Raw genomic sequence first — 24,099 nt, forward strand, 5'->3', positions numbered from 1 at the left:
GTCAGTGCGTTTCGGTGAGCTGCCCGCCATCCATGTGCCAGCGGCGGGTGGCCCGGACATTGTCGAGCATGCGACGGTCGTGGGTGACCAGGAGGACTGTGCCCTCGAAGGATTCGACGGCCTGCTCCAGCTGCTCGATGGCGGGCAGGTCCAGATGGTTGGTGGGCTCGTCCAGGACGAGCAGGTTCACGCCGCGGGCCTGGAGCAGGGCCAGCGCGGCACGGGTGCGCTCGCCGGGGGAGAGAGTGTCGTTGGGGCGCAGCACATGTGGACCACGCAGGCCGAACTTGGCGAGCAGGGTGCGGACGTCGGACTCGTTCCAGTCGGGCACCTGGGCACTGAAAGTGTCGGCCAGGGTGGCGGTTCCGCGGAACAGGCCGCGCGCCTGATCGACCTCGCCGATCGCGACGCCCGAGCCGAGGGCAGCGGATCCGCTGTCCGGCTTCGTCTTTCCGAGCAGCAGGGACAGCAGCGTGGACTTGCCGGAACCGTTGGCGCCCGTCAGCACGATGCGGTCGCCCCAATCCACCTGCACCGTCACCGGTCCGAGGGTGAAGTCGCCGCGGCGCACGGTGGCGCCCGACACGGTTGCCACCACCGAGCCGCTGCGCGGTGCGGCGGCGATGGACATGCGCAGCTCCCACTCCTTGCGCGGTTCCTCCACCGTGTCCAGGCGTTCGATGCGTTTGAGGGTCTGCTTGACCTTGGCGGCCTGCTTCTCGGTGGATTCCGCGCGGGCCTTGCGACCCATCTTGTCGGAGTCCACCTTCGACTTGCGGCGGGCATTGCGGACGCCGTGTTCCATCCAGTTGCGCTGCATATTGGCGCGCGCTTCCAGACCGGACCTGGTGTCGGCGTACTCGTCGTAGGCCTCGCGCGCGTGCCGGCGCGCGATCGCCCGCTCCTCCAGGTAGGACTCGTAACTGCCGTCGTAGACGCCGACCTGCTGCTGCGCCAGATCCAGTTCCACGATGCGATTCACGGTGCGCGCCAGGAACTCCCGGTCGTGGCTGATCACCATGAGAGGCTCGCGGACGCCGGTCACGAACTGCTCGAGCCGGGCCAGGCCGTCGAGATCCAGATCATTGGTCGGCTCGTCGAGCAGCAGGATGTCGAAGCGCGACAACAGGACCGAGGCCAGGCCGGCGCGCGCGGCCTGACCGCCGGAGAGCACGGTCATGGGGGTGTCGAGGCCGTGCGGGAGGCTCTCGGCCAGGCCGAGATCGGCGGCCACCTCCTCGGCGCGCTGCTCGAGGTCCGCGCCGCCGAGGGCGAGCCAGCGCTCCAGGGCGGGGGAGTACTCGTCGTCGCCGCCGTCGGCGAGGCGTTCGGCGGCGGCGTCCATGAGCTGCTGGGCGGCGGCCACTCCGGTACGGCGCCGCAGGAATTCGAGCACGGTCTCGCCGGTCAGGCGCTCGGGTTCCTGGGCCAGGTAGCCGACGGTGGCGTCGGGCGGGCTCAGCACGATCTCGCCCTCGTGGGCGCGACCGTCGGCGAGCAGGCGCAGCAGGGTGGACTTCCCGGCGCCGTTCACGCCGACCAGCCCGATCACGTCGCCCGGGGCGAGGATCAGGTCCAGGTCGGAGAACAGAATCCGCTCACCGTGTCCGGCGGCCAGGCCGCGCGCATGCAGAGTGGTGCTCACCAGGGCGATTCTGCCGTGTTCGGGGTGGCACCCCGACTCCGGCCCTCGGAAAGTTCAGGGTCGTATCGGGGCGCGCGACCGATGTGCGCCGAGATCGAACTGGGCACTGTGGGAGACATGACGACACAGTTTCCGACTCCGGCCCCCAAGCGACTGACCCGCTCCGCCACCGACAAATGGATCGGCGGCGTGTGCGGCGGCCTCGCCCGGTACTTCGGCTGGAACGCCAACCTCGTTCGCGCCCTGTTCGTGGCGTCCTGCCTGCTGCCCGGGCCGCAGTTCCTCATCTACATCGCGCTGTGGATCGTGATCCCGAAGCAGTGAGTTGTGCACAGGCCGCGAGTTGTCCACATTCGTGATCGACGGTGATGCGGGTGCCTCGGCAAAGTGACAGGATGAGAGCCACGTCACAGCGGAGGAGTGCACACCATGGTCACATCGGGTGATCTGCCCGGACTGGAGCTGCCGGATCTCGACGCGCACACGGAACTCGGCGGGCTCGGCGCGGTCGAGTTATCGCACCCCACGCAGGATCTCGACGGTGACGGCCTGCTCGACACCGTCACCACCAGCACCGATCACGCCATGCAGGTGTGGACGGATCTGGATCACGACGGCTACGCCGATCATGTGACCGTGGTGGACAGCGGCGGAGATTTCTCGGCCTGGGAGTTCCACCACAATCCGGACGGCACCACCGAGTGGGTGCGCATGGACGTAGGACACCTCGGCGGCACATAGCCGGGGCGGCGGGGGTTTTCGCGGCATCGGGATTCGAGGGGGAGCAATGAGTGAATCCGGCGATTTCGGCGTGCGCATTGCGGCCCTGCGCGACGGGGCCACTACCTTGCGCGACAATGCGGCGGCCCTGGGGCAGCATGCCCGCACCGTCGGCGAACACGCCTTCGGCGTCGGCAGGGACGAAGCCGGGCGGAACTATTCCGCGCAGGGCATTGCCGTGCACCAGGGCTTCGAGCGCGCGGCCGCCTGCCTGCGCTACTGGGGCGCGGCAGCCGCCGCCACCGCCGAGGTATTCGACCGCGCCGCCACCGAATACGCGCGCCTGGACCGTGAATACGCCACCGCACTCACGCGGGTGGGCCGATGAGCTTCGACCCGACCGGCAAGAGCGTCGACCAGATTCTCGATTACGGTGCGCCCGGCCTCCAGTACTGGGAAAACTTTCTGCCCCTGTACACCAAGGCATTCGGCGCGCCGCAGGGGCTCGGACTCGCCGACCTCTGTGCCCGCTATGACGAGCAGCGAGGCGCGGATCTCATCGAATTCGACACCGCCCGAATCGAATTGGACAGAGCGCTCACGGATGCCGAGTCGCGCTGGTCGTCGCACCGGGCGATCGCGCAAGCCTTGCCCACCGTCTGGACCGGCGCCACCGGCACCGAGGCGCTCACCATCGTGAATTCCCAACTGCGCCAGGCGCGCGACGATCTCGACACCATCCGCACCGCCGCCACCGCCATCGTCGCCGCCCTGGACCCCCTCCATGACTCGGTCCTCACCAAGGCCGAACACGCCCTCGCGCTGCTCGAAACCACTCCGGACGGCGAAGGCCGCCTCACCATCGACGGCAGAACCCCGGAGGACATCGAAGCCCTCGACACCACCGACCCCTGGCTCACCGGCACGTTCCGTGCCGACGTCGATCACAAACTCGCCGCTTTTACCGCCGCCTGCGCCGCCACCAACGAGACCTTCGAATCCCACTACCGCACCATCGTCACAGCCCTGGCCCAGGTCATCGACCATCCCTACCCGCAGCCGGCCCAAGCCCTGCTGCCCCGGCCCGAGGAGAACCCCGCCCCGAGTTTTCCTACGACCCAGCCCTGTCCAGCACCGCGGTCGTACCCGGCGACAACGCCGCCAACATCGCACCCCCAGCCGTCACAGCCGGTCGTCCCGCCTGGATACCCGCCGTCATCGGGTGGGGAACCGACACCCGACCCGGCCCAGCCGCAGTCGCCGGATCGAGCCCAGCCGTCTACCGTCCCGCCGGAATCCCTGCCTGGCCGAGCGGGTTCCACCACACCGGCCGCCGAGACGCAACCGGCCGGCGCTGCGGACCTCAGCGGTGCGGAGCCCGATGGCTCCGCGGGCTCGGCGGACACTGGAACCGCAGCAGCCCCGGACCTGGCCCAGCAGCGATCCGACCAGTTCGGCCGGACTCTGAAAGACACTCTCACCCAACTCGAAAAGGGCCTCCAACAGGGCATTTCCGCCGCCATCGAGAAGCTCGGCTCGCTCACGGGCCAAACCTCGCCATCGCCCGGTGAACCCGAGGCCGCCACCGATCCCGAGCCCGAACCGGATCACTCGGATAACCCAGCTCTCCCGTCCGGCCGACTCGAATTCGACCTGTCCGGAAAGCATTTCGTGCTCGAGCGCACCCCCGCAGGCGACCTGACCCTCGCCGTGACCGATGAATCCGGCCAAACCAACACCTACACACTGTCTTTCGATCAGAACGGCACCCCCGTCCTCACCGCCGACGACGCGGCCCACACCCCCACCGCACCCGCCAGTGATGCCCACCCGGACCCGGCCCCACCCACCCCGGCGGACACGCCACCCAGTACAGATGGCGGCGCAACGCCCGGTCCCGACTGCGTACCCCGCGTCTGCACAGTTCCCGACCCGCCGGCCGCTCCACCGAATCCCTGCCCCGACCCCACCCCGAATCAGTCTGCGCCGCCAGAGGGTCCGCCCCCACCCGCCGCCGAGGACGGTGCCCCGCCGGGCTGCACCCAGCCGCCCACCCCCGATCACACTCCGGACCAGACTGCGGGCGGTTGCGCGCCGCCGACCCCGCCCGTCCCCGCGCACCCGCCCGAAAACCTCACGCCGCCAACAGCTCCGGATCAACCCGGATCCGACGCGCCACTCGCCGACGCCCCGCCCTGGTCAGCGGAGCCGCACCCGCCGCTGGAGATCCCGGAGGGAGGTCTCGAAATACCCGAGACCACCGAACCTCTCGCGCCGTAATCGTCGTCCTGCCGGTGCTGTCCGGACTCCGCGCGCGCACCGGTCCCGGCACCCTGCGCTGCCGTAGCCGGGGACCCGGTCGCTCGGCGCGCTCGTGAATCCGGTTCCCGCGCTGGGGAGTCCGGACGGACTGGCGGAGAGTGCCGAGGGAGGCGTCGAGCTCCGCAGTGCGGGAACCGGCTGTGCCGCCCGCAGAATCGCTCGAGGCGAGCGTTCCTTGGCCGCCCCGGGTTACTTGCGGAGGGCCTGGATGAGTTGGAGGACGGGGAGTTTCTGGGGCTGCTCGGGCTCTTCCTCGATGGCGTTGGGGTCCACGAGCTGGGTGTGGGGGAGGGCGGCTTCGGGGTCGGCGAAGGGCTTGTACTTCTTGTCGCCGAGGACGGTGTAGTTGAGGTAGCCGACCAGGAGGGCTCGGGTGAGGCGTTCGGTTTTGGGTTCGTGTTTGCCGGCGCCGAGGGCGGCCAGGGCGCGGCGGCCCTCGATCATGCCGTTGTGGCCGGCCTTGTCGAGCGAGCGCAGGATCGCGCCCTCGCCCCAGGCTGCGGCCAGCGGGATGGCGTCGGAGCTGACCGAGTCGATATCGGTGGCGCCGGCCAGGATCAGGGCCGGGGCGTCGATCTTGGGGGCCAGGGCCTCGGCGGAGGGCGCGGTGGGGGACGGGTACAGGGCCGCGACGGCGGCGACGTCGCGCTGGGAGGCGGCGATGACGGCCGCGCCCGCGCCCATGCCGTGCCCGGCCAGGGTCAGCCGCTTCGGATCCACGCTGACATTGCCCGCGCCCAGCCGCACCCCGGCGCAGATGTCGAGGGTGGTCAGCAGATCCGTCGCGAGGTTCAGGTGCGAGGGGATGGGTCCGCGCTCGGTGTCGGGCGCCGCGGCGACATACCCCCAGGAGGCCAGGTGCTCCAGCAGTCGGCGATAGTTGCCGACCCCGGTCAGCCACCCGTGCCCGAACGCCACCGCGGGCAGGTTGAGTCCCTTCCCGGGCGTGTACACCACGCCGGGCAGCCCGGCGATGCCGAGATTCCCGCGCAGCACCTCGTGCGGGCCACGCAGGGTCAGAGTGCTCAGGAGCGATTTCACAGACGCCGACACGGAGATGAACTTAGTCGGTAATGGCCCGAGATGCTTCAAGCGCACAAGGTTCGCGGCCCGTCTCGTTCTGGACTGCGGCTTGATCGACCTCCGCCTTGGAGCGGGGGAGCGAAGCGGAGGAGCGGAGGAGGGAAGAACGAGACCTTCAGGGCCGCGAACCCGCCCGGAGCGAAGCGGAGGGCAAATTGGATACAGCTAGGCTAGGGGGCCATGTGCGGAATCGTGGGGTATGTGGGGTACCGGGATGCGCTCGGCGTGGTGGTCGATGCGTTGCGCCGCATGGAATATCGAGGTTACGACTCCGCCGGAGTGGCGATCCTGAACGGCGCGGGCGGCCTCGCCGTGGAGCGCAAGGCCGGGCGCCTGGCCAATCTGGAGGCGGAGCTCGCCGAGACCGGCCGGGACCGATTCGCCGGATCGACCGGCATGGGGCACACCCGCTGGGCCACGCACGGCGCGCCGACCGATCGCAATGCCCACCCGCATCGCGATGGCACGGGCCGGGTCGCGGTGGTGCACAACGGCATCATCGAGAACTTCGCCCCGCTGCGCCGTGAGCTGGAGGCGGCGGGCATCGAGCTGGGCAGCGACACCGACACCGAGGTGGCGGTGCACCTGGTGGCCCGCGCCTACGCGGCCGGGGACACCGCCGGTGATTTCGTCGCCTCCGCGCTCGCGGTGGTGCGCCGCCTGGAGGGCGCGTTCACCCTGGTCTTCTCGCACGCCGACCACCCGGGCACCATTGTGGCCGCCCGCCGCTCGACCCCGCTGGTGGTGGGTGTCGGCCAGGGCGAGATGTTCATCGCGTCGGACGTGACCGCCTTCATCGAACACACCCGGGAGGCAGTCGAACTCGGCCAGGACCAGGCCGTGGTCATCACCGCCGACGGCTACCGGGTCACCGACTTCACCGGCGCGACCGAGGGTGTCCGGTTCCGTCCGTTCACCATCGACTGGGATCTGGCCGCCGCTGAGAAGGGCGGCCACGACTACTTCATGCTCAAGGAGATCCAGGAGCAGCCCGCCGGCGTCGCCGACACCCTGATCGGCCACTACGCGGGCGGCCGGATCATTCTGGACGAGCAGCGGCTGGCCGATCAGGAGCTGCGCGAGTTCGACAAGGTCTTCGTGGTCGCCTGCGGCAGTTCGTATCACGCGGGCCTGCTGGCCAAGTACGCCATCGAGCACTGGACCCGGCTGCCCGTGGAGGTCGAGCTGGCCAGCGAATTCCGTTACCGCGACCCGGTTCTGGACCGCTCCACCCTGGTGGTCGCCATCTCGCAGTCCGGCGAGACCGCCGACACGCTGGAGGCCGTGCGTCACGCCAAGGAGCAGAAGGCGCGAGTCCTGGCCATCTGCAATACCAATGGCGCGCAGATCCCGCGCGAGTCCGATGCGGTGCTCTATACCCGCACCGGCCCGGAGATCGGCGTGGCCTCGACCAAGGCGTTCCTGGCCCAGATCACCGCCAACTATCTGGTCGGCCTGGCGTTGGCGCAGGCGCGGGGCACCAAGTATCCGGACGAGGTGGCGCGCGAGTTCGCCGAACTGGAGTCCATGCCGAAACTCGTTGCCCAGGTGCTGGAGTCGGCCGACCGGGTGCGGGAGATCGCCCGCCAGTTCGCGCACGTCCCGACCGTGCTGTTCCTGGGCCGCCATGTCGGCTACCCGGTCGCCCTGGAGGGCGCGCTGAAGCTCAAGGAACTGGCCTACATGCATGCCGAGGGTTTCGCGGCGGGCGAGCTCAAGCACGGCCCGATCGCGCTCATCGAGGACGGGCTACCGGTCTTCGTGGTCATGCCCTCCCCGAAGGGCCGCGCGGTGCTGCACTCCAAGCTGCTCAGCAATATCCGGGAGATCCAGGCGCGCGGCGCGCGCACCATCGTCATCGCCGAGGAGGGCGACGACACGGTGCGCCCGTTCGCCGACCACCTGATCGAAATCCCTTCGGCCCCAACGCTGTACCAGCCGCTGCTGTCCACGGTTCCGCTGCAGATCTTCGCCGCCGAGGTGGCGCAGGCCCGCGGCTACGACGTCGACAAGCCGCGCAACCTGGCCAAGTCCGTCACGGTCGAGTAGCCGCGCGGCTACTGGACGGTGACCGTGCCCTTCATGTCCGGGTGCAGCGGGCACAGGTAGCGGTAGGTGCCGGGCGTGGTGAAGGTGTGGCTCCACTCGCCCTTGTGGATGATCGGGCTGTTGATGCCCAGCGCGACATCGCCGATGCCCTGCACGGCGTGCGGGGCGCGGTCGTCGAACTTCCAGGTCACGGTGTCCCCGGCCTTGACGGTGATGTCGGCCGGGGAGAACTTCATGTCCTTCACCTCGACGGTCACCGCGGCGGCAACCGCCGGACCGGTGCTGGTGGCCGTCGCGGAGGCGGCCGGAGCGGCCGTGGTCGAGGTGGCCGCGGTCTTCGAGCTTTCCGACGAGCAGCCCCCGGCCACCAGCGCTCCGGCCACGACCGCGACGAGAAGCAGGACACGCGAAGACGACTGGCGACGGATCGACATGCCAGCCAGGTTAGTACCCGGCGATAGCGCGCCATTCGCGGGCACCGCGCTGACCTGCGCCGCGGCTCCCCAGGCGTAGTCTCCTCAAGCGCAGGCAATCACATCCGGGAGGCGATCATGACCGCACCGGCGGTGCGCGGGTACTACACGGCCGACGAGGTCCGGGCCGCGGAGTCCGAGCTGTTCACCAGGGTGCCCGAGGGAATGCCCATGCGGCGGGCCGCCTTCGGCCTCGCCGACGTGGTGGCGCGGGAGCTGCGCGAACGCACCGGTGGCGTCGCCGGTCGCGCGGTGACCCTGCTGATCGGTTCGGGCGACAATGGCGGCGACGCGCTGTGGGCGGGCTCGTTCCTGCGGCGGCGCGGGGTCGCGGTGCGGGCGGTCCTGCTGGTACCGGAGCGCGCCCACGCGGCGGGCCTGGAGGCCTTGCACCGGGCGGGCGGGCGGATTCTCGCCGTCTCCGCCACCGCCGAGGAACTGCGGGAAACGGATCCGCCCCGGCTCGGGCTGCGGCAACACGTCGACACCGGCACCTCCGTGCCCGACCGGGTCGGTCGGCTGCTGGGCGCGCCGGATCTGGTGGTGGACGGCATCGTCGGCATCTCCGGTCGTGGCCCGCTGCGCCCGGTGGCGGCCGAACTGGTTGCGGGCGTGCGCTGTCCGATCATCGCCGCCGACCTCCCCTCCGGCGTCGATCCCGATACCGGAGCCGTGGCCGGTCCGGCCGTCCGCGCGGACGTCACCGTCACCTTCGGCGCCCGCAAGCCGGTGCACGCGCTCGCCGCACCGCACTGCGGCCGAATCGAGCTGGTGCCCATCGGATTACGACTGCCCGAGGCGAATCTCATCGCGCTGGAACCGCGGGCGGTCGGTGCGGGCTGGCCGGTCCCGGGCCCCTCGGACGACAAGTACACCCAGGGCGTCACCGGCGTCTGCGCGGGCAGCGGCACCTATCCCGGCGCCGCCGTGCTGTGCACGGGTGGCGCGGTCGCCGCCACCTCGGGCATGGTGCGCTACGCGGGCACCGGCGCGCAACAGGTCCTCGCCCATTTCCCGGAAGTGATTGCCGCGGAGACCATTTCCGCGACCGGCCGGGTCCAGTCCTGGGTCTTCGGCCCGGGCGCGGGCACCGACGCCGCCGCCCGCGACCGGCTGGCCGAGGTCCTGGCCACCGACCTGCCCGTGGTGGTGGACGCCGACGGCCTCACCCTGCTCGCCGCCGAACCCGGTCTGGTCACCGGCCGCGCCGCCCCGACCGTCCTCACGCCGCACGCCGGCGAATTCGCCCGCCTGACCGGTGCCGAACCCGGCGCCGACCGTGTCGCCGCCGTGCGCAAACTCGCCGAATCCTGGCAGGTGACAGTACTTTTGAAGGGTCGCGCCACCCTGATCGCGGGCCCCGGCGTCCCGGTCTTCGTCAATGAGGCGGGCGGCTCGTGGGCCGCCACCGCCGGTTCCGGTGACGTCCTGTCCGGCATCGTCGGCGCCCTCCTGGCTCGCGGCCTCCACCCGTCCTGGGCCGCCGCGGCCGCGGCCCGCGCCCACTCCCTGGCCGCGAATCTCGCCGCGCACGCCACCACGTCCGCGGGAGCCCCGATCTCCGCCTCCCCGTTGCTCTCCCATGTCCGCGAGGCCATCGGCACCCTCCGGGAGCTCGCCGCCTGATCCTCCGGCACCGGTGATCCCCGGTCGGCTACGCGCTGTTCCATCCCGACGACTTCACGCGGCCGTACCGGTAGCGGCGGCACGCAGGGCGGTCCGCGCGGCCGTGACGATCGGATGGGCGCCGGTGCCGCGGCGGTAGGCGAGGTGGGTGCGGCGGCGGGCCGGTAGCGCGGTGAGGGTGACGCCCGGGGGTGTCGAGCGGACGCCCAGGTCTGGGACGAGTGCTACGCCCTGGCCCGCGGCGACGAGCGCCAGCACGGTGCCGAAGTCGTCGGCGTGGTGGCGGATGCGCGGGGTGAATCCCGCGGCGAGACAGGCGCGGACCGTCATCTCGTGGCAGAGGGTGCCGGGCGTGCCCGCGATCCACGGCGAATCGGACTGTGCGGCAAGCGGTCCGGGCTCGCGGGCGGCCAGGTGGATGATTTCCTCGAACAACGGCTCGGTGTCGAGGCCGGGTTCGGGTGCGAGGGGAACGTAGTCGTACTCCTGCAGCAGCGCGATATCGAGGGTCTCGGCCCGCAGGGCAGCGGGGGCGGCCGCCGGATCCAGTTCGGTGACAAGCAGTTCCAGCCGCGGATGGTCGCGGCTCAGCGACACCAGCGCGGGGGACAGGATGGCGTGCACGGCGGTCGGGAACGCGCCGATGCGCAGGGTGCCCGTGAGTTCGTGCCGGGCGGAGGCGAGTTCGGCGGTGGCCTCTTCCAGCACGGACAGGATGGTCTCGGTGTGCTCGACCAGCCGCAGCGCGGCCGGCGTGAGGGTGACGCTGCGCCCGGTGCGTTCCAGCAGCGGCACCCCGGCCTCCCGCTCCAGCGCGGTGAGCTGCTGGGACACCGCCGACGGCGTGTAGGTCAGGGCCTCGGCGACCGCGGCGATGGTCTTGCGGTGCGCGAGCTCGCGGAGCAGGCGCAGACGGCGGACATCCAGCATCAGCTGATCTTATGCTCGGGCGAAGAAACGTGAAATAGACCTGAAGCCCGGCATCGATCACGCTGGTCACATGACATTCACCGGCCTGTATGTGCCCCTGGTCACGCCCTTCACCGCCGACGGCGACCTGGCCGCCGACGCCCTGGAAGCGCTCGCCCACGAGGTCCTCGACGCGGGCGCGGCGGGCCTGGTCGCGCTCGGCACCACCGGCGAACCCGCCGCCCTGATCGCGGCCGAGCAGGCCCGGGTCATCGATATCTGCGCGAACGTCTGTCGCGAGCGCGCCGCCGTCCTCATCGTCGGTGCGGGCTCCAACACGACCCTCGACTCAGCGCGCGCCCTCGCCGCCCTCGACCCGCGCGCCACCGCCGCCCTCGCGGTCGTCCCCTACTACCTGCGTCCGTCGGAAGCCGGTGTGGTGGAACATTTCCGGACCCTCGCCGCCGCCAGCCCCGTGCCGCTGCTGATCTACCACATCCCGTACCGCACGGCCCTGACCCTCAGCGCCGACACCCTGCTCCGCCTGGCCGAACTGCCGAATGTCGCGGGCTTCAAATACACCGCGGGCGGCATCGACGACACCACGATCTCCTTCATGTCCCGGGTGCCCGGCCACACCTCGGTGCTCGCGGGCGACGATCTGTATGCCGCTCCGCTGCTGGCCCTGGGCGCGTCGGGTGCGATTCTCGCCTGTGCCAATGTCGCCCCGGCCGCCTACGCCGACCTGATCGCCGCCTGGCGCCGGGGCGAACTGGAATCCGGCCGCGAACTGGGCAACCGCCTGGCTCCGCTGGCCGCCGCCCTGTTCACCGAACCCAATCCCGTTGTCGTGAAGGCGGTTCTGGCCGCCCAGGGCCGCATCCCCACCCCGGGCGTCCGGCTGCCGCTGCTCGCGGCAAGCGAGAGCGCGTTGTCCGCCGCACTGGCGGCGATTGCCGCTGCGAAGGTGACAACTGATTTCGTGAGGGCCGGGTAACTCACCGGGTACGCCCAAAATCGGTGTGGCAACCAACCGCCGGCACGGGTGCGCGACGGTCAACGGCTCTCAGCCGTCCGCTGAAGGCTCGGGGAGGCAAGATGGCAGTATCGAGGGCGTGAAGAAGCCAGACCCACAGGTGGAGATCGTCGTCGACCTGGATGCCATCGCCCACAATGTGCGAATCCTGGCCGAGCACGCCGGCGACGCCGCGGTCATGGTCGTGGTCAAGGCGGACGGGTACAACCACGGTGCGGCCGAGGTGGCGCGGGCGGCCCTGGCGGCGGGCGCGCGGGAACTCGGCACCACCACGGTCGGGGAGGCGGTGGAGCTGCGGGCCGCGGGGATCACCGCACCGATCCTGTGCTGGCTCAACACCTCCGACACCGACTACGCGAGCGCCATCGCGGCCGATATCGAAATCGGCGTCTCCGCACTCACGCAGCTCGAGGGCGTGGCGCAGGCGGCGCGGCAGCTCGGCCGGACCGCCACCGTGAGTCTCAAGGTGGACACCGGGCTCAATCGCAACGGCATCCCCGCCGCCGAATTCCCCGAGGTGCTCGACCTGCTCGGGCGGCTGGTGGCCGAGGAGACGGTGCGCTTCCGCGCCATCTTCTCCCACCTCGCGCTCGCCGACGACCCGCAGCATCCGGTCAATGACCTGCAGCGCGAACGGTTCCTGGAGTTCATCGCCACCGCCAAGGAGCACGGCCTGCAGCCGGAACTGGTGCACCTGGCGAATTCCGCTGCCGCACTGACCCGTCCGGACCTCGCCTTCGACATGGTGCGCCCCGGCATCGCCGTGTACGGCCTGTCACCGATCCCGGAGCTGTCCGATTTCGGGCTGCGTCCGGCCATGACCTTCCGCGCCCGGGTGCTCCGGGTGAAGCGGGTCGCGGCGGGGGAGGGCGTGTCCTACGGCCACGAGTGGACCGCCGACCGCGACACCACGGTCGCCCTCGTTCCGGCCGGCTACGCCGACGGCGTGCCGCGCCCGCTGGGCGGCCGATTCTCGGTGGCGCTGGGCGGCGTCCGCTACCCGCAGATCGGCCGGGTCTGCATGGATCAGATCGTGCTGGACCTGGGCGAGAACGAAGCCGGGGTCCGGGCGGGTGACACCGCGGTGCTGTTCGGTGGTGAGCCCGGTCACCCGCACGCCCAGGAGTGGGCCGACACGCTCGGCACCATCAACTACGAGATCGTCTGCTACCCCCGCGGCCGCGTGGTCCGTACCCACGTCGGCGGTGACCGGTGACCGATCACCGCATGCTCGCCACCGTCGAGGACACCGAGGCGCTGGGCCGCGAGCTCGCCGAACAACTGCATGCCGGGGATCTGGTGATCCTCGACGGGCCGCTGGGCGCGGGCAAGACCGCGCTCACTCGCGGCATCGCCGCCGGGCTGGGTGTCGAAGGACGGGTCAGCTCACCGACTTTCATCATCGCCCGCCAGCACCGCGCCGGAACCCACCCGGGCGCGGTGGCCCTCGTGCACGTGGACGCCTACCGGCTCGGCGGCGACCTCGACGAACTCGACGCCCTCGACCTGGACACCGATCTCGACCACGCCGTGGTGGTGGTCGAATGGGGGCTGGGCGTGGCCGAACACCTGTCCGATCGCCATCTGCGCGTGCAGCTGCGCCGCGAACCCGAGTCCGATGTGCGCACCGCCGAATGGGAGTGGGTCGCCGCTAATTGAAACCGGACCGGAAAAGTCCCGGATCCGCCGGTAAGTTCCCGCAGGCAGACACCACGCCGAGTGGGCTGTACCACCCGGTATCGTAAAGACAATCATGCTGATATTGGCTGTCGACACCGCGACCCCCGCCGTCACAGCGGGACTGGTGGAACTGGAACCGGCGCAACCCGGGTCGAACGCACCGCAGATCACCACGATCACCGCCAAGGTGACCGTGGACGCTCGCGCGCACAACGAGGTGCTGACCCCGCAGATCCTGGCCTGCCTCGCCGAATCCGGCCGCTCCCGTGCCGATATCGCCGCTGTCGTGGCCGGTGTCGGGCCCGGGCCGTTCACCGGACTGCGCGTGGGCATGGCCACCGCGGCCGCCTTCGGTGACGCACTGAGCGTTCCGGTGTACGGGGTGTGCAGCCTGGACGCCATCGCCGCCGACACCGAGAGCTATCTGCGTGAGAGCGCCGACCCGATCGAGCTGATGGTCGTCACCGACGCCCGCCGCCGCGAGGTGTACTGGGCGCGCTACCGCACCGCGGCCGGGGGCCGCATGCTGACGCGGTCCGAGGGACCCGAGGTGAGCAAGCCCGCCGATCTGGATCAGGCCGCCGCCATCGTGATCGCCGGATCCGCTTCGCACGTCGACTATTTCGATCTGCCGGTGCTGCCGGTCGAGACGCCGTCCCCGGCGGGCCTGGTGCGCTGCGCCGCCGCCGAGATCCTGGCCGGCGTCGTGCCCGCGCCGCTGGTGCCGCTGTACCTGCGCCGCCCCGATGCCGTCGAGAAGAGTTACGCGCAGGTGGGCCGATGACCATCCGCATCGAACCGATGCGGCCTGCCGACGTCACCCGCTGTGCCGAACTCGAGCAGGTGCTGTTCCCGGAGGACGATCCCTGGCACGAGGTTTCGTTCCTGTCGGAGCTGGCCGGACCGCACAACCGCTACATCACCGCGCGCGACACCGACGGCCGCATGATCGGCTACGCCGGCATCGCACTGCTCGGCACCGCCGAACATCCCGAGGCCGAGGTCCACACCATCGGCGTCGATCCCGCCGAGCACCGGCGCGGCATCGGCACCCGGCTGCTGGAGGCGCTGCTGCTGGAGGCCGGGCGCCGCGGCGGGCCGGTGTTCCTCGAGGTCCGCACCGACAACGCGCCCGCCATCACGCTCTACGAGAAGCACGGCTTCCACATCATCGGATTGCGCAAGAACTACTACCAGCCCAGCGGGGCCGACGCGTACACCATGCGGCGACCCGCCATGGCCGGCTTCCCGCAGGACGGATTCACCACCGACGCCGAGGTCTCGTCATGATCGTCATGGGTATCGAAAGCTCCTGCGACGAAACGGGAGTCGGCATCGTGCGCCGACTGCCCGACGGCAGTTGCGAACTGCTCGCCGACGAGGTCGCCTCCAGCGTGGACCAGCACGCCCGCTTCGGCGGCGTGGTGCCCGAGATCGCCTCCCGCGCACACCTCGAGGCTATCGTGCCCGCCATGCGCCGGGCGCTGGCCACGGCCGGCATCAGCAAGCCCGACGCCCTCGCCGTCACCATCGGCCCCGGTCTCGCGGGCGCGCTGCTGGTGGGCGTCGCAGCGGCGAAAGCCTATGCGGCGGCCTGGGATATCCCGTTCTACGCGCTCAACCATCTGGGCGGGCACGTGGCCGTCGACACCCTCGAACACGGTCCCATGCCCCCGGCGGTCGCGCTGCTGGTGTCCGGCGGGCACACCCACCTGCTGCAGGTCATCGATCTCGCCCACCCCATCACCGAATTGGGCAGCACGGTCGACGACGCCGCGGGCGAGGCCTTCGACAAGGTGGCCCGCCTGCTCGGCCTCGGCTACCCGGGCGGGCCGGTGCTGGATTCCATTGCCACCGAGGGCGATCCGAGCGCCATCGCCTTCCCGCGCGGCATGACCGGCCCCCGCGACCCGCGCTACGACTTCTCCTTCTCCGGACTGAAGACCGCCGTCGCGCGCTATGTCGAAGCGGCGCAACGGGAAGGCCGCGAGCTGCCCATCCCGGATATCGCGGCGTCCTTCCAGGAGGCCGTGGCGGATGTGCTCACCATGAAGGCGGTGCGCGCGGTCCAGGACACCGGCGTCGACACCCTGGTGCTGGGCGGCGGCGCGACCGCCAACTCCCGCATCCGCTCGATGGCCGAAGAACGCTGCACCGCAGCGGGCATCACCCTGCGCGTCCCCAAGCCGCGCCTGTGCACCGACAACGGCGTCATGATCGCCACCCTCGGCGCCCACGTGATCGCCGGCGGCGCAGAGCCTTCCGAACTCAGCGTCGCCACCGACCCCGGTCTTCCAGTCTCCACCAGCCACCTGTAGCGCCGCCTGCAAAAGATCGTGGCGGTTTGGCGAATGCCGAGGCGACAACCGATTTCGTGACGGTTGGGGTAACTCATCGGGTACGTCCGAACTCGGTTCGGCACCCAACCGCCGGCCCGGGTACGTGACCGTCGACGGCTCTCAGCCGGCCGCTGAAGTCTCGGGGAGGCGGTCCGACTCGGCCGACGGCAGCGAGGTGCCGAGCAGCGGCCCGAGCAGGCGGGGGAGATCCGCGGGGAACGGGATCTGGGGTAGGTCGGGATCCGGGCGCAGCGGCGGCTGGGCGGTGCTACTGGGCGCGGCGGGCGCGCCGCCGGCCGAACCGGTCAGGGGCGTCGGAGCCGCGGCCGTGGTGCGGCGCTGGGTAGTCGTGGTGCTGGTGGAGCCGCCCGCAGGACCCGTCGGCGTGGTCTGCGGGACCGACTGCTGCGGGCCGGTCGTGGACGGCGAGTAGTGGGTGTTCTGCGGCTCGGGCACCACGAATTCCTTGACCCCGTACCCGACGATCAGTCCGACCACCACGATCGCGCCCGCCAGCGTGCCCGCGAGCTTGGTGAAGGTGCCGATCGGCGCGTCCGAGCCCAGGCCGATCACCGGGAAGGTGCTGCTCGGCGTGGTCGAATCCGCTACCAGCGCCGCGCCTTTCGCGATCGCGGCCTCCGGCTCCGGCACGGTGACGACCGGCACGTCGAGCTCGCGCTCCAGCCCCACCACCATGATCGGCACATTGGCGCCGCCGCCGATGACGGCGACCGCCTCCGGGAACTTCGGCGCGCGCGCGAACACGGTGCGGGAGAACACCGCCAGCTCGCGTAGCAGGTCGGCGACGATCTCCTCGAAGTCCACCCGGGTCAGTTTGAGCGGCTGCCCGGCCACATGGTCGATGGTGACCGCCGGGACCACCGACAGGTGCTCCTTGGCGGCGCGGCTGCGGTTGAGCAGGATGCCCCGGTTGGGGCGGATGCCGCGGCGGGACAGGTGGCAGTCCAGCAGATGCTGCAGGATCAGCTCGTCGATGGCGTTACCGCTGATGGCGGTGGTGCGCTCGGTGCGCAGCACGGTGTCGTCGGCGTGGTCGGCCACGGTGACCGTGGTGCCGGTGGCCCCGATGTCGATGATTGCCACCGTGTTCCAGCGGTCCAGCAGGCCGGTGTGCCGCAGATAGGCCAGGGCCGCGGTGCTTTCCGGGATGAGCTGCACGCCGTGCCGCTGCCGGCCGATCGCCGAGCGGATGATCTGAGCCTGCTCCCGGTCCCGGTAGGCGACCGCGATGTCACTGGGCGGGGCCGAGTCGGGCTCGCGGTGGCCGTTGCCGCGGGCGATCGGATGGGCGCCGACCGGATGCACGCTGTCGCGCGGGATCTGGGTGGTCATCAATTCGATCGAGGAGGCCACCAGGTCACCGACGTCGGAGTGGGCGGTATCGGCTGTCACGACGCGGTAGTCGAAGTTCTGGGCGCCGTTGGGCGCGGTGGCGACCGTCGCCGAGCACACCACCTCGCTCCCGGCGGAGATGCCGAGGGATGTTCGCATGTTCACCTCCCTTCGAGCGGATGGTCCGGGTGGAGACGACCATCTCGAACGGACTCCGGACGCGCCCTACGGGTAGCGGACGTCTCCGAGCTTCGGATCGCGGCGGGCCCTTGTCCGATAGGGCATCCGGACCTGCCACTGATCACTTGCGGTCTTGCTCTCTTCTCGAGCCCGCGCGCTGGGTTGCCGCGCGGTTAGCGGGGTGAAGCAGTTGTGAAACTCTCGACGGTGCACGTGGCGGGACCGAGTCGGTCTCGTCGCGTGGCCGACGTCAATGGTGTCACAATCCGTTATCCGAACGTTACAGATTTTCGGATTTCTTTGGAAGACCTCAGATTCCCGGGCCGTCGTGTCGGCGAGTCGCGTTGTCCAGCGGTGTTGCCGTGCTGTCCAGCGGCGTTACAGGTAACACCGGGCGCCGAGTAGCAGTGCCCGGCCTTGAGCGCTGGCACTCCCGTGTATAGAGTGCTAGTTGGCACTGGGTTAGTGCTGAGGTGCCAGCTGATGACTACTGAGCAGGGGTCCCGGCACCCGCGACGACGGGGCTGATTGCGCAGGGTCACACACATGACCGAAACCGTGAGTCCGGGGAACAGCCCCGGACGCGACGAATCCCCTGAAAGTGGAGGGCTCAACGTGGCGAGCGTGAACATCAAGCCGCTCGAGGACAAGATCCTCGTCCAGGCCAACGAGGCCGAGACGACGACCGCCTCCGGCCTGGTCATCCCCGACACGGCGAAGGAGAAGCCCCAGGAGGGCACCGTCATCGCCGTGGGCCCGGGTCGCTGGGACGAGGACGGCGAGAAGCGGATTCCGCTGGACGTCAAGGAAGGCGACGTCGTCATCTACAGCAAGTACGGCGGCACCGAGATCAAGTACAACGGTGCGGAGTACCTGATCCTGTCGGCTCGCGACCTGCTGGCCGTCGTCACCAAGTAAGAACGCTCCAACTCTCGGGGCTCTCAGGGGCTTCCCCTGAAACCCCCTCGAGAGACACCGCCCCGGAGTCGCAGCTGCCAACAGCAACCGGCCCGGGGCGGAGTGCGTTCCGACCCAACTCATTTCAGGAGTAGGTACATGGCAAAGCAGATCGAGTTCGACGAGAAGGCTCGCCGGGCTATGGAGCGCGGCGTCGACAAGCTCGCCGACGCCGTCAAGGTCACCCTGGGCCCGCGCGGCCGGCACGTGGTGCTGGCCAAGGCGTTCGGCGGCCCGACCGTCACCAACGACGGCGTGACCATCGCCCGTGAGATCGACCTCGAGGACCCCTTCGAGAACCTGGGCGCGCAGCTGGTCAAGAGCGTCGCCACCAAGACCAACGATGTCGCCGGCGACGGCACCACCACCGCCACCGTGCTGGCGCAGGCCCTCATCAAGGGCGGCCTGAAGAACATTGCCGCGGGCGCCAACCCGATGACCCTGGGCAAGGGCATGAACAAGGCCGCCGAGGCGGTCGCCGCCGCCCTGCACGCCGCCGCGACCCCGGTCAACGGCGAGAAGTCCATCGCGCAGGTCGCCACCGTGTCCTCGCGGGACGAGGAGATCGGCGCGCTGGTCGCCGAGGCGCTGACCAAGGTCGGCAAGGACGGCGTCGTCACCATCGAGGAGTCCTCGGGTCTGCAGACCGAGGTCGCCATCACCGAGGGCGTGCAGTTCGACAAGGGCTACCTGTCCCCGTACTTCGTCACCGACCCGGAGACCATGCAGGCGGTCTACGAGGACGTGTGGATCCTGCTGAACCGCGAGAAGATCAGCTCCCTGCCGGATCTGCTGCCGCTGCTGGAGAAGATCGCGGAGTCGGGCAAGCCGGTCGTCATCATCGCCGAGGACGTCGACGGCGAGGCGCTGTCCACCCTGGTGGTCAACGCGATTCGCAAGACCCTCAAGGTCGTCGCCGTGAAGGCCCCGTTCTTCGGTGACCGCCGCAAGGCGTTCCTGGACGACCTGGCCATCGTCACCGGCGGCACCGTGGTCAACCCGGACCTGGGCATCACCCTGCGTGAGGCCGGCCTGGACGTGCTGGGCAAGGCCCGCCGCGTCGTGGTCACCAAGGACGAGACCACCATCGTCGAGGGCGCCGGCGCGCAGTCCGACATCGACGGGCGAGTTGCCCAGCTGCGCAAGGAGATCGAGAACACCGACTCCGACTGGGACCGCGAGAAGCTGGAAGAGCGCCTGGCCAAGCTGGCCGGCGGCGTCGCCGTCATCAAGGTCGGCGCGGCCACCGAGACCGAGCTCAAGGAGCGCAAGTACCGCGTCGAGGACGCCGTCGCGTCCGCCAAGGCCGCGGTCGCCGAGGGCATCGTCCCCGGTGGTGGCACCGCCCTGGTGCAGGCCGCGTCCACGCTGAACGCCCTGCGCGACTCGCTCTCCGGTGACGAGGCGGTCGGCGTCGAGGTCGTGCGTCAGGCCCTGCTGTCGCCGCTGTTCTGGATCGCCAGCAACGCCGGCGTCGACGGCGCGGTCGTCGTGTCCAAGGTGTCCGACGGCAAGCACGGCTTCAACGCCGCCACCCTCACCTACGGCGACCTGGTCGCCGAGGGCGTCATCGACCCGGTGAAGGTGACCCGTTCCGCGGTGGAGAACGCCACCTCGGTGGCGCGCATGGTGCTCACCACGGAGTCCGCGATCGTCGACAAGCCGGTCGAAGAGCCCGCCAACGCGCACCACGGCCACGCCCACTGACCCAGCCCCGCTGACGTCAGCTCAGGCCCCCGGACAGCCCGCTGTCCGGGGGCCTCGCCGTCTCCGAACCCTTACCGCGCCACCCGACTTCCTCCGGCGCGATCCGGCCGTCGGCGCGACTGCGCCACGCCCCGCACCGCCATGGTGACGCCCGCACCGCCATGGTCCCGCCCGCTGCCATGGTGACGCCCCGCTTGCTGTGGTCTCGCCCGGACTGCATTGCGCCACTGTCATTTTCGGGCCGCCGCGCCGTGTCCACCGAGGCAGTGCCGGCCTCGCTCGATGAAAGTTCCAATGCCCGAACGGAATCCGACCGCCGCGAGGTATCGGTCCGGGTATGCGGGCCCGCATTGGTTTTCGGATCCGCGCGGGAGTCAGCGCGCCGGGGAGTTCGTCAGCGTGGGCCCGGGGTAGGAGTCGGTCGGTGACGGCGTCAGCCAATTCGGGCCCAGCGGCCCGGAGACGGGCGGGAGTGGGATGGCGGGGGATGGGTCCCGGAGATCGCCCGAATGGGAGTCGGTGAAGGCATAGAGACCCCCGATGACGAGGGTGACAGCGGCCAGTCCCGCGAGGCCACGGCGGTAGGAGCGAATGAGGATGCTGAGGAGTCGCATACGAATCGGTCTTTACCGGCAAAGCATGCAGCCGAAACTGGTCAGGCGACCTGAATCGGCGGCAGGCAATGGGGCCTCGCGGGCGTGACGGGTTCGGGACCTCGTACTTCGGGAAATGAGCTCTCAGTCGTGGATCGGACTGGGGGAGCGGCCGTTTCCGTGGTGGAGACCGGGGTGGGAGCGGTGGATCGTGTTCGGCGGTGCCTGGTCTGTGGCTATCGCGGCGAGAAGGCGATCGCGGAGCGCGGGCGGTGGCGGTACGGCCACCGCGGACGCGGCCAGCATGATGGCTTCTCGGGTCTGCTGCACTTCCTGGGTGAAGGCGGCGCGCAGTACGGCGTCGTCGGTATCCAAAAGGTCCGCCACTGCGCGCTGATCTTCGTCGCCGATCGATCCGAGCGCGACAGTGTGCGCGAGATCGATCTGGCTTTCTTTCATCTCACGTCACTCCCAAACTTTTCTTGAGTCGTGTCAATCCATCCCGTATACGGGACTTGACGGTCGGCAACCCCACGCCCAGATGGGCTGCGACTTCGGCGTACGTGCGTCCGCCGAAGTACGCGAGGGAGATGGCTTCCCGCTGCGTCTCCGTCAACGTCGCCAGGCCGGCGAGCACCGCCTGCTGTTCCAGCCGACGCCCGACCTCCTCGGTGACTTCGTCGAATTCGTTGCCGAGGGTGCTGGTGCCGTACGCGACCTCGCGCAGGGCGTGCGCCTGCTCGGCTCGAACCCGGTCGACCGCGCGCCGATGGGCCAGCGTCATCAACCAGGTGACGGCCGAACCCTTGGACGGGTCGAAGTTGGCTGCCGTGCGCCAGATCTGGAGATAGACCTCCTGCGTGGTCTCCTCCGCATAGCCCGGATCATGTAGCACGCGTAGAACCAGGCCGAACACTCTCGCGCTGGTGCGGTCGTACAGCTCGGCGAACGCCTGCTGATCCGACTGCCCGCAACGCTCGAGGAGTGCGGCTAGTTCCAGACTTTCGGCTGCGCGCGCCGTCACCGCAGAGTCCACGCTGGGCGTTTCCGCCCCTCCGTCCCTCGAACTCTGGAACGAGTTGCCCTCTGCGGCAGGCGGCCGCGCTGTCACAACGCTCCGTTCTGTGTCATCGGCCACGAGGGTAGCGTGCCGCTATAACCTCCTCTCGCGTGGGGGTATCGGCAAAGAGACTGTGGCAGAGTGGCTTTCCAGTTGACCGAACCGTCGCATACATGACATTCGAGACATGCCGTGACGCCGGTCGTCGCCGACCCTCTCGAGCGGTGCCGGGTGTTTGCTAGACATTCGGCACGCCATCGCTGTCGGATGGGAGGAATCTCGAGCGCACCCGGTCGCCGGCCTCAGTGATACCGCTGGTGAACACCAGTCACGCGAGTTTGCCTGGAGCGCAGAACAGGTGGGTCAGGCGACGATGCGCCGGCGGTTGCGGCGGGCGTGTAGCTCGCGCTCGGTCTCGGACATGCCGCCCCAGATGCCGTAGGGCTCGCTGACCTTCAGCGCGTGCGACCGGCACTGCAGCAGCACCGGGCAGGACTTGCAGATCTCCTTGGCGCGTAGCTCGCGCTGGGCCCGGGCGCGGCCGCGTTCGCCGTCCGGGTGGAAGAACACCGCGGAGTCCTGGCCGCGGCAGGATCCGCGCATCTGCCAATCCCAGACATCGGCGTTCGGACCTGGGAGGTGGGTCGGCATAGGCATGGTGAACTCCTCATGGTGCGAGCTCGTCGGCATTGTCGAGCGGTGCTGGTGGCAAACAGGTGGCCGCATCGCCGTGGCCCGGCGATCGCACTTCGTCGGCTCCGCAATTCGACACGACGCCAACGACGGCGATGACGTACGTTAGGTCGGACAACGAATTCGAGTCAATAGCTTCATTCGACTCGAGCCGAATACGTGCACATTAGAGAATTAACATCCTCGCTATTTACAAAACCGCCTACCTGTGGTGATACTGATCGGTTGCCCAGCGCCGTGACCAACCCGTGATAGCCCATCTGTCTGGTCGAAGTGCCTGGTAGCAGCAGCTTTTCGAGGGTCGATACCTGTCACTCGATCTATGCAAGAGTCTCGATCAGAGTGATCTCAGCCATTGGACATCTCGCGCTGAGTAGGGTAGAGATGGCCGATTCGCGGCCGTCAGGTTAATAGCGCGAAACGCTATACGAATTCCTTACGGGCGTGCTGGGCGATAGCGAGAACAGATTTACGGAGTGGAAACACAAAGGCGCTGGTGAATGCTGATCGATAGCTGGGGGCCTATGGTATGGCAGCTGCCCGCACTTGCCCCGGCACTGGTTACAGTGCGGCTGTGCCTGTGCTCGAAGTGAACTCCGAACTCGCCGACGCCGCTTTCGGCGCCACGCCAGAACGCGCTGCCACCGGTTTGCCCGCGGCCGCCGACGCCGCCGAATCCTGGATGCGAGCAGTCTCGCTCAGTGGAATCGGACACTACGCCGCCGCGCGCGCCGAGCTCGCCCGCGCCCGCCGCGCCACCACCGACCCCGCGCTGCTGTCGCTCACCCACAGCACCGAGGCTTCGTTGCTGCGCCAGCTCGGCTGGCACGGCGACGCCGCCGTGGCCGACGGCCGCGCGGCCGCCCTCGCCCTGCCCGCCGTCGCCGGCGATCGTGCTCCCGTGGCCGCGCCCGCCGCGACCCCGGCGGAAATCAGGCGCGCCGAAGCGGTTTGCGATGCGTTGACCGGACTCGCCGCCGATGCTCTCGGCACCCTCCGCCCGGCGCTTGCCGCCCGGCTGCTGGATCGTTGCCATGAACACCTCGACGTTCATCTGACCGATGCCCCGAGTGCGTGGCGCCCGCGTGTCCGTCTGCACTGGGTGGCTGCCGAGACGGCGCTGTCGGCCCCCGGCTCCGGTTTGATCTCCGTTCCCGCGGCCGAGCTCGCGGCCGGCGGTCGCCCGGCTCCGGCCGATCCCGCCCTGGCCCACGCCGAGGCCGCCCTCGCCCTCGCGGAAAACTCGCCCTCGCTGCGGCATCGAGTGAAATCCCGGCTACTGCTGGCCGCCGCCAGCGCCGCCGCCGGCGACCTCGACCGATCCCGGGCTCTCGCAACCGAAGTCGATCGCGCCTGCGCCGAACATGAGCTACTGCCGCTGCGCTGGGCCTGCGCCATGCTGCGCTCCGGCGTCGAACCCGGAGGTGACGGCGCGATCGTGGCCGCCGAGTGCGCGCGGTTGCTGGCCGCTCGCGGCGGGCGATTGCGTTCGGCCAGCGGCCTTCTCGGCCATCCCTGAGCGCCCTCCGGGACTTCCCTGAGTCGTCCCGGAGAAGGACCCCGTAACAGCTGGCATCAATGCGCCAGCCGCTATTGTTGGACCGTTCCGCCCCCATCGGCGGAAGCACCGGCTCTCCCGCCGCCGTGCCACTCTCGAAAACGCCAGGAACAGCT

At 69.8% G+C, this 24,099-nt stretch carries 25 protein-coding genes; 15 read left to right on the forward strand and 10 right to left on the reverse strand.

The annotated features are described in order from the left end of the window. Position 1: 1 nt before the first annotated feature. Positions 2 to 1,645 (reverse strand): ABC-F family ATP-binding cassette domain-containing protein, encoded by a 1,644-nt coding sequence (locus ACWEKS_RS02245; RefSeq protein WP_452338406.1) that lies wholly within the window; start codon positions 1,643 to 1,645, stop codon positions 2 to 4. 117 nt (positions 1,646 to 1,762) lie between these two features. Here ACWEKS_RS02245 and ACWEKS_RS02250 point away from each other — a divergent pair, with 117 nt between their 5' ends. The 4 genes from ACWEKS_RS02250 (at position 1,763) to ACWEKS_RS02265 (ending at position 4,645) form a co-directional block, all read left to right on the forward strand. Then, positions 1,763 to 1,969: a PspC domain-containing protein gene (locus tag ACWEKS_RS02250; protein ID WP_452338407.1), complete on the forward strand. Its 207-nt coding sequence runs from the start codon at positions 1,763 to 1,765 to the stop codon at positions 1,967 to 1,969. A gap of 105 nt (positions 1,970 to 2,074) precedes the next feature. Further along, the gene (locus tag ACWEKS_RS02255; protein ID WP_364605403.1) at positions 2,075 to 2,386 is read left to right on the forward strand and encodes a DUF6802 family protein; all 312 of its coding nucleotides are present in this window, start codon (positions 2,075 to 2,077) and stop codon (positions 2,384 to 2,386) included. 46 nt (positions 2,387 to 2,432) lie between these two features. Continuing rightward, positions 2,433 to 2,753: a hypothetical protein gene (locus tag ACWEKS_RS02260; protein WP_452338408.1), complete on the forward strand. Its 321-nt coding sequence runs from the start codon at positions 2,433 to 2,435 to the stop codon at positions 2,751 to 2,753. Then, the gene (locus tag ACWEKS_RS02265; RefSeq protein ID WP_452338409.1) at positions 2,750 to 4,645 is read left to right on the forward strand and encodes a hypothetical protein; all 1,896 of its coding nucleotides are present in this window, start codon (positions 2,750 to 2,752) and stop codon (positions 4,643 to 4,645) included. The genes ACWEKS_RS02260 and ACWEKS_RS02265 overlap by 4 nt, the downstream gene beginning before the upstream one ends. A gap of 231 nt (positions 4,646 to 4,876) precedes the next feature. Here ACWEKS_RS02265 and ACWEKS_RS02270 read toward each other — a convergent pair whose 3' ends face one another. Next, positions 4,877 to 5,740 carry a dienelactone hydrolase family protein gene (locus ACWEKS_RS02270; RefSeq protein WP_364605397.1) on the reverse strand — a complete coding sequence of 288 codons (864 nt, stop codon included), beginning with the start codon at positions 5,738 to 5,740 and terminating at the stop codon, positions 4,877 to 4,879. Between the two features lie 210 nt (positions 5,741 to 5,950). Between ACWEKS_RS02270 and glmS the strand changes: the two genes are divergently transcribed. Then, a complete protein-coding gene (gene glmS / locus ACWEKS_RS02275) occupies positions 5,951 to 7,819 on the forward strand; it encodes a glutamine--fructose-6-phosphate transaminase (isomerizing) (protein WP_452338410.1) in 1,869 nt (622 codons plus the stop codon). A gap of 8 nt (positions 7,820 to 7,827) precedes the next feature. Here glmS and ACWEKS_RS02280 read toward each other — a convergent pair whose 3' ends face one another. Continuing rightward, the gene (locus ACWEKS_RS02280) at positions 7,828 to 8,253 is read right to left on the reverse strand and encodes a cupredoxin domain-containing protein (RefSeq protein ID WP_452338411.1); all 426 of its coding nucleotides are present in this window, start codon (positions 8,251 to 8,253) and stop codon (positions 7,828 to 7,830) included. Positions 8,254 to 8,370: 117 nt separating this feature from the next. Here ACWEKS_RS02280 and ACWEKS_RS02285 point away from each other — a divergent pair, with 117 nt between their 5' ends. After that, positions 8,371 to 9,918: an NAD(P)H-hydrate dehydratase gene (locus ACWEKS_RS02285; RefSeq protein ID WP_452338412.1), complete on the forward strand. Its 1,548-nt coding sequence runs from the start codon at positions 8,371 to 8,373 to the stop codon at positions 9,916 to 9,918. 54 nt (positions 9,919 to 9,972) lie between these two features. Here ACWEKS_RS02285 and ACWEKS_RS02290 read toward each other — a convergent pair whose 3' ends face one another. Beyond that, positions 9,973 to 10,848, reverse strand: coding sequence for a LysR family transcriptional regulator (locus ACWEKS_RS02290; protein ID WP_452338413.1), 876 nt, complete (start codon positions 10,846 to 10,848; stop codon positions 9,973 to 9,975). A gap of 70 nt (positions 10,849 to 10,918) precedes the next feature. Here ACWEKS_RS02290 and dapA point away from each other — a divergent pair, with 70 nt between their 5' ends. The 6 genes from dapA to tsaD all read left to right on the forward strand — a co-directional run bounded on the left by dapA (position 10,919) and on the right by tsaD (position 15,861). Next, on the forward strand, positions 10,919 to 11,824 hold the full coding sequence (gene dapA, locus ACWEKS_RS02295; protein WP_452338414.1) for a 4-hydroxy-tetrahydrodipicolinate synthase: 906 nt from the start codon (positions 10,919 to 10,921) through the stop codon (positions 11,822 to 11,824). 118 nt (positions 11,825 to 11,942) lie between these two features. Then, positions 11,943 to 13,079: an alanine racemase gene (gene alr / locus ACWEKS_RS02300; RefSeq protein ID WP_452338415.1), complete on the forward strand. Its 1,137-nt coding sequence runs from the start codon at positions 11,943 to 11,945 to the stop codon at positions 13,077 to 13,079. An 11-nt stretch (positions 13,080 to 13,090) separates the two neighbouring features. Next, positions 13,091 to 13,522: a tRNA (adenosine(37)-N6)-threonylcarbamoyltransferase complex ATPase subunit type 1 TsaE gene (gene tsaE / locus ACWEKS_RS02305; RefSeq protein ID WP_354831590.1), complete on the forward strand. Its 432-nt coding sequence runs from the start codon at positions 13,091 to 13,093 to the stop codon at positions 13,520 to 13,522. Between the two features lie 94 nt (positions 13,523 to 13,616). Beyond that, positions 13,617 to 14,327, forward strand: coding sequence for a tRNA (adenosine(37)-N6)-threonylcarbamoyltransferase complex dimerization subunit type 1 TsaB (gene tsaB / locus ACWEKS_RS02310; protein WP_452338416.1), 711 nt, complete (start codon positions 13,617 to 13,619; stop codon positions 14,325 to 14,327). Beyond that, positions 14,324 to 14,833: a ribosomal protein S18-alanine N-acetyltransferase gene (gene rimI, locus ACWEKS_RS02315; protein WP_452338417.1), complete on the forward strand. Its 510-nt coding sequence runs from the start codon at positions 14,324 to 14,326 to the stop codon at positions 14,831 to 14,833. The genes tsaB and rimI overlap by 4 nt, the downstream gene beginning before the upstream one ends. Continuing rightward, entirely contained in the window at positions 14,830 to 15,861 is a 1,032-nt protein-coding gene (gene tsaD, locus ACWEKS_RS02320; protein WP_452338418.1) for a tRNA (adenosine(37)-N6)-threonylcarbamoyltransferase complex transferase subunit TsaD, read from the forward strand. Before rimI ends, tsaD begins: the two co-directional genes overlap by 4 nt. A 141-nt stretch (positions 15,862 to 16,002) precedes the next feature. On the opposite strand, the gene ACWEKS_RS02325 is transcribed toward tsaD, so the two are convergent. Further along, complete coding sequence (locus ACWEKS_RS02325; RefSeq protein WP_452338419.1) at positions 16,003 to 17,394, reverse strand: Hsp70 family protein; 1,392 nt, start codon at positions 17,392 to 17,394, stop codon at positions 16,003 to 16,005. A gap of 636 nt (positions 17,395 to 18,030) precedes the next feature. Between ACWEKS_RS02325 and groES the strand changes: the two genes are divergently transcribed. Then, complete coding sequence (gene groES / locus ACWEKS_RS02330; protein ID WP_040855536.1) at positions 18,031 to 18,333, forward strand: co-chaperone GroES; 303 nt, start codon at positions 18,031 to 18,033, stop codon at positions 18,331 to 18,333. Between the two features lie 138 nt (positions 18,334 to 18,471). Then, a complete protein-coding gene (groL, locus tag ACWEKS_RS02335; protein WP_452338420.1) occupies positions 18,472 to 20,079 on the forward strand; it encodes a chaperonin GroEL in 1,608 nt (535 codons plus the stop codon). Positions 20,080 to 20,095: 16 nt separating this feature from the next. Here groL and ACWEKS_RS02340 read toward each other — a convergent pair whose 3' ends face one another. From ACWEKS_RS02340 to ACWEKS_RS02360, 5 genes are all read right to left on the reverse strand, one after another. Then, the gene (locus tag ACWEKS_RS02340) at positions 20,096 to 20,299 is read right to left on the reverse strand and encodes a hypothetical protein (protein WP_452338421.1); all 204 of its coding nucleotides are present in this window, start codon (positions 20,297 to 20,299) and stop codon (positions 20,096 to 20,098) included. A gap of 154 nt (positions 20,300 to 20,453) precedes the next feature. Then, a complete protein-coding gene (locus tag ACWEKS_RS02345) occupies positions 20,454 to 20,693 on the reverse strand; it encodes a hypothetical protein (protein ID WP_452338422.1) in 240 nt (79 codons plus the stop codon). A gap of 123 nt (positions 20,694 to 20,816) precedes the next feature. After that, positions 20,817 to 21,131 carry an RskA family anti-sigma factor gene (locus ACWEKS_RS02350; protein WP_379425686.1) on the reverse strand — a complete coding sequence of 105 codons (315 nt, stop codon included), beginning with the start codon at positions 21,129 to 21,131 and terminating at the stop codon, positions 20,817 to 20,819. A gap of 1 nt (position 21,132) precedes the next feature. Next, positions 21,133 to 21,708, reverse strand: a complete 576-nt coding sequence (locus ACWEKS_RS02355; protein WP_364605372.1) for a sigma-70 family RNA polymerase sigma factor — start codon at positions 21,706 to 21,708, stop codon at positions 21,133 to 21,135. 387 nt (positions 21,709 to 22,095) lie between these two features. Beyond that, positions 22,096 to 22,389 carry a WhiB family transcriptional regulator gene (locus tag ACWEKS_RS02360; protein WP_040855647.1) on the reverse strand — a complete coding sequence of 98 codons (294 nt, stop codon included), beginning with the start codon at positions 22,387 to 22,389 and terminating at the stop codon, positions 22,096 to 22,098. 610 nt (positions 22,390 to 22,999) lie between these two features. On the opposite strand from ACWEKS_RS02360, the gene ACWEKS_RS02365 reads away from it, so the two are divergent. Then, complete coding sequence (locus tag ACWEKS_RS02365) at positions 23,000 to 23,944, forward strand: hypothetical protein (RefSeq protein WP_452338423.1); 945 nt, start codon at positions 23,000 to 23,002, stop codon at positions 23,942 to 23,944. Positions 23,945 to 24,099 lie beyond the last annotated feature (155 nt).

It is taken from the genome of Nocardia sp. NPDC004711 (assembly GCF_053601595.1).

Bases quoted from the DNA above. Each gene is read 5' to 3' on its own strand.
- dapA (WP_452338414.1), top strand. From the start codon at position 10,919: ATGACATTCACCGGCCTGTATGTGCCCCTGGTCACGCCCTTCACCGCC.
- tsaD (WP_452338418.1), top strand. From the start codon at position 14,830: ATGATCGTCATGGGTATCGAAAGCTCCTGCGACGAAACGGGAGTCGGC.
- ACWEKS_RS02265 (WP_452338409.1), top strand. From the start codon at position 2,750: ATGAGCTTCGACCCGACCGGCAAGAGCGTCGACCAGATTCTCGATTAC.
- ACWEKS_RS02325 (WP_452338419.1), bottom strand. From the start codon at position 17,394: ATGCGAACATCCCTCGGCATCTCCGCCGGGAGCGAGGTGGTGTGCTCG.
- ACWEKS_RS02340 (WP_452338421.1), bottom strand. From the start codon at position 20,299: ATGCAGTCCGGGCGAGACCACAGCAAGCGGGGCGTCACCATGGCAGCG.
- ACWEKS_RS02350 (WP_379425686.1), bottom strand. From the start codon at position 21,131: ATGAAAGAAAGCCAGATCGATCTCGCGCACACTGTCGCGCTCGGATCG.
- ACWEKS_RS02255 (WP_364605403.1), top strand. From the start codon at position 2,075: ATGGTCACATCGGGTGATCTGCCCGGACTGGAGCTGCCGGATCTCGAC.
- ACWEKS_RS02250 (WP_452338407.1), top strand. From the start codon at position 1,763: ATGACGACACAGTTTCCGACTCCGGCCCCCAAGCGACTGACCCGCTCC.
- ACWEKS_RS02360 (WP_040855647.1), bottom strand. From the start codon at position 22,389: ATGCCTATGCCGACCCACCTCCCAGGTCCGAACGCCGATGTCTGGGAT.
- tsaB (WP_452338416.1), top strand. From the start codon at position 13,617: ATGCTGATATTGGCTGTCGACACCGCGACCCCCGCCGTCACAGCGGGA.
- ACWEKS_RS02285 (WP_452338412.1), top strand. From the start codon at position 8,371: ATGACCGCACCGGCGGTGCGCGGGTACTACACGGCCGACGAGGTCCGG.
- ACWEKS_RS02260 (WP_452338408.1), top strand. From the start codon at position 2,433: ATGAGTGAATCCGGCGATTTCGGCGTGCGCATTGCGGCCCTGCGCGAC.
- rimI (WP_452338417.1), top strand. From the start codon at position 14,324: ATGACCATCCGCATCGAACCGATGCGGCCTGCCGACGTCACCCGCTGT.
- ACWEKS_RS02345 (WP_452338422.1), bottom strand. From the start codon at position 20,693: ATGCGACTCCTCAGCATCCTCATTCGCTCCTACCGCCGTGGCCTCGCG.
- glmS (WP_452338410.1), top strand. From the start codon at position 5,951: ATGTGCGGAATCGTGGGGTATGTGGGGTACCGGGATGCGCTCGGCGTG.
- groL (WP_452338420.1), top strand. From the start codon at position 18,472: ATGGCAAAGCAGATCGAGTTCGACGAGAAGGCTCGCCGGGCTATGGAG.
- tsaE (WP_354831590.1), top strand. From the start codon at position 13,091: ATGCTCGCCACCGTCGAGGACACCGAGGCGCTGGGCCGCGAGCTCGCC.
- ACWEKS_RS02280 (WP_452338411.1), bottom strand. From the start codon at position 8,253: ATGTCGATCCGTCGCCAGTCGTCTTCGCGTGTCCTGCTTCTCGTCGCG.
- ACWEKS_RS02290 (WP_452338413.1), bottom strand. From the start codon at position 10,848: ATGCTGGATGTCCGCCGTCTGCGCCTGCTCCGCGAGCTCGCGCACCGC.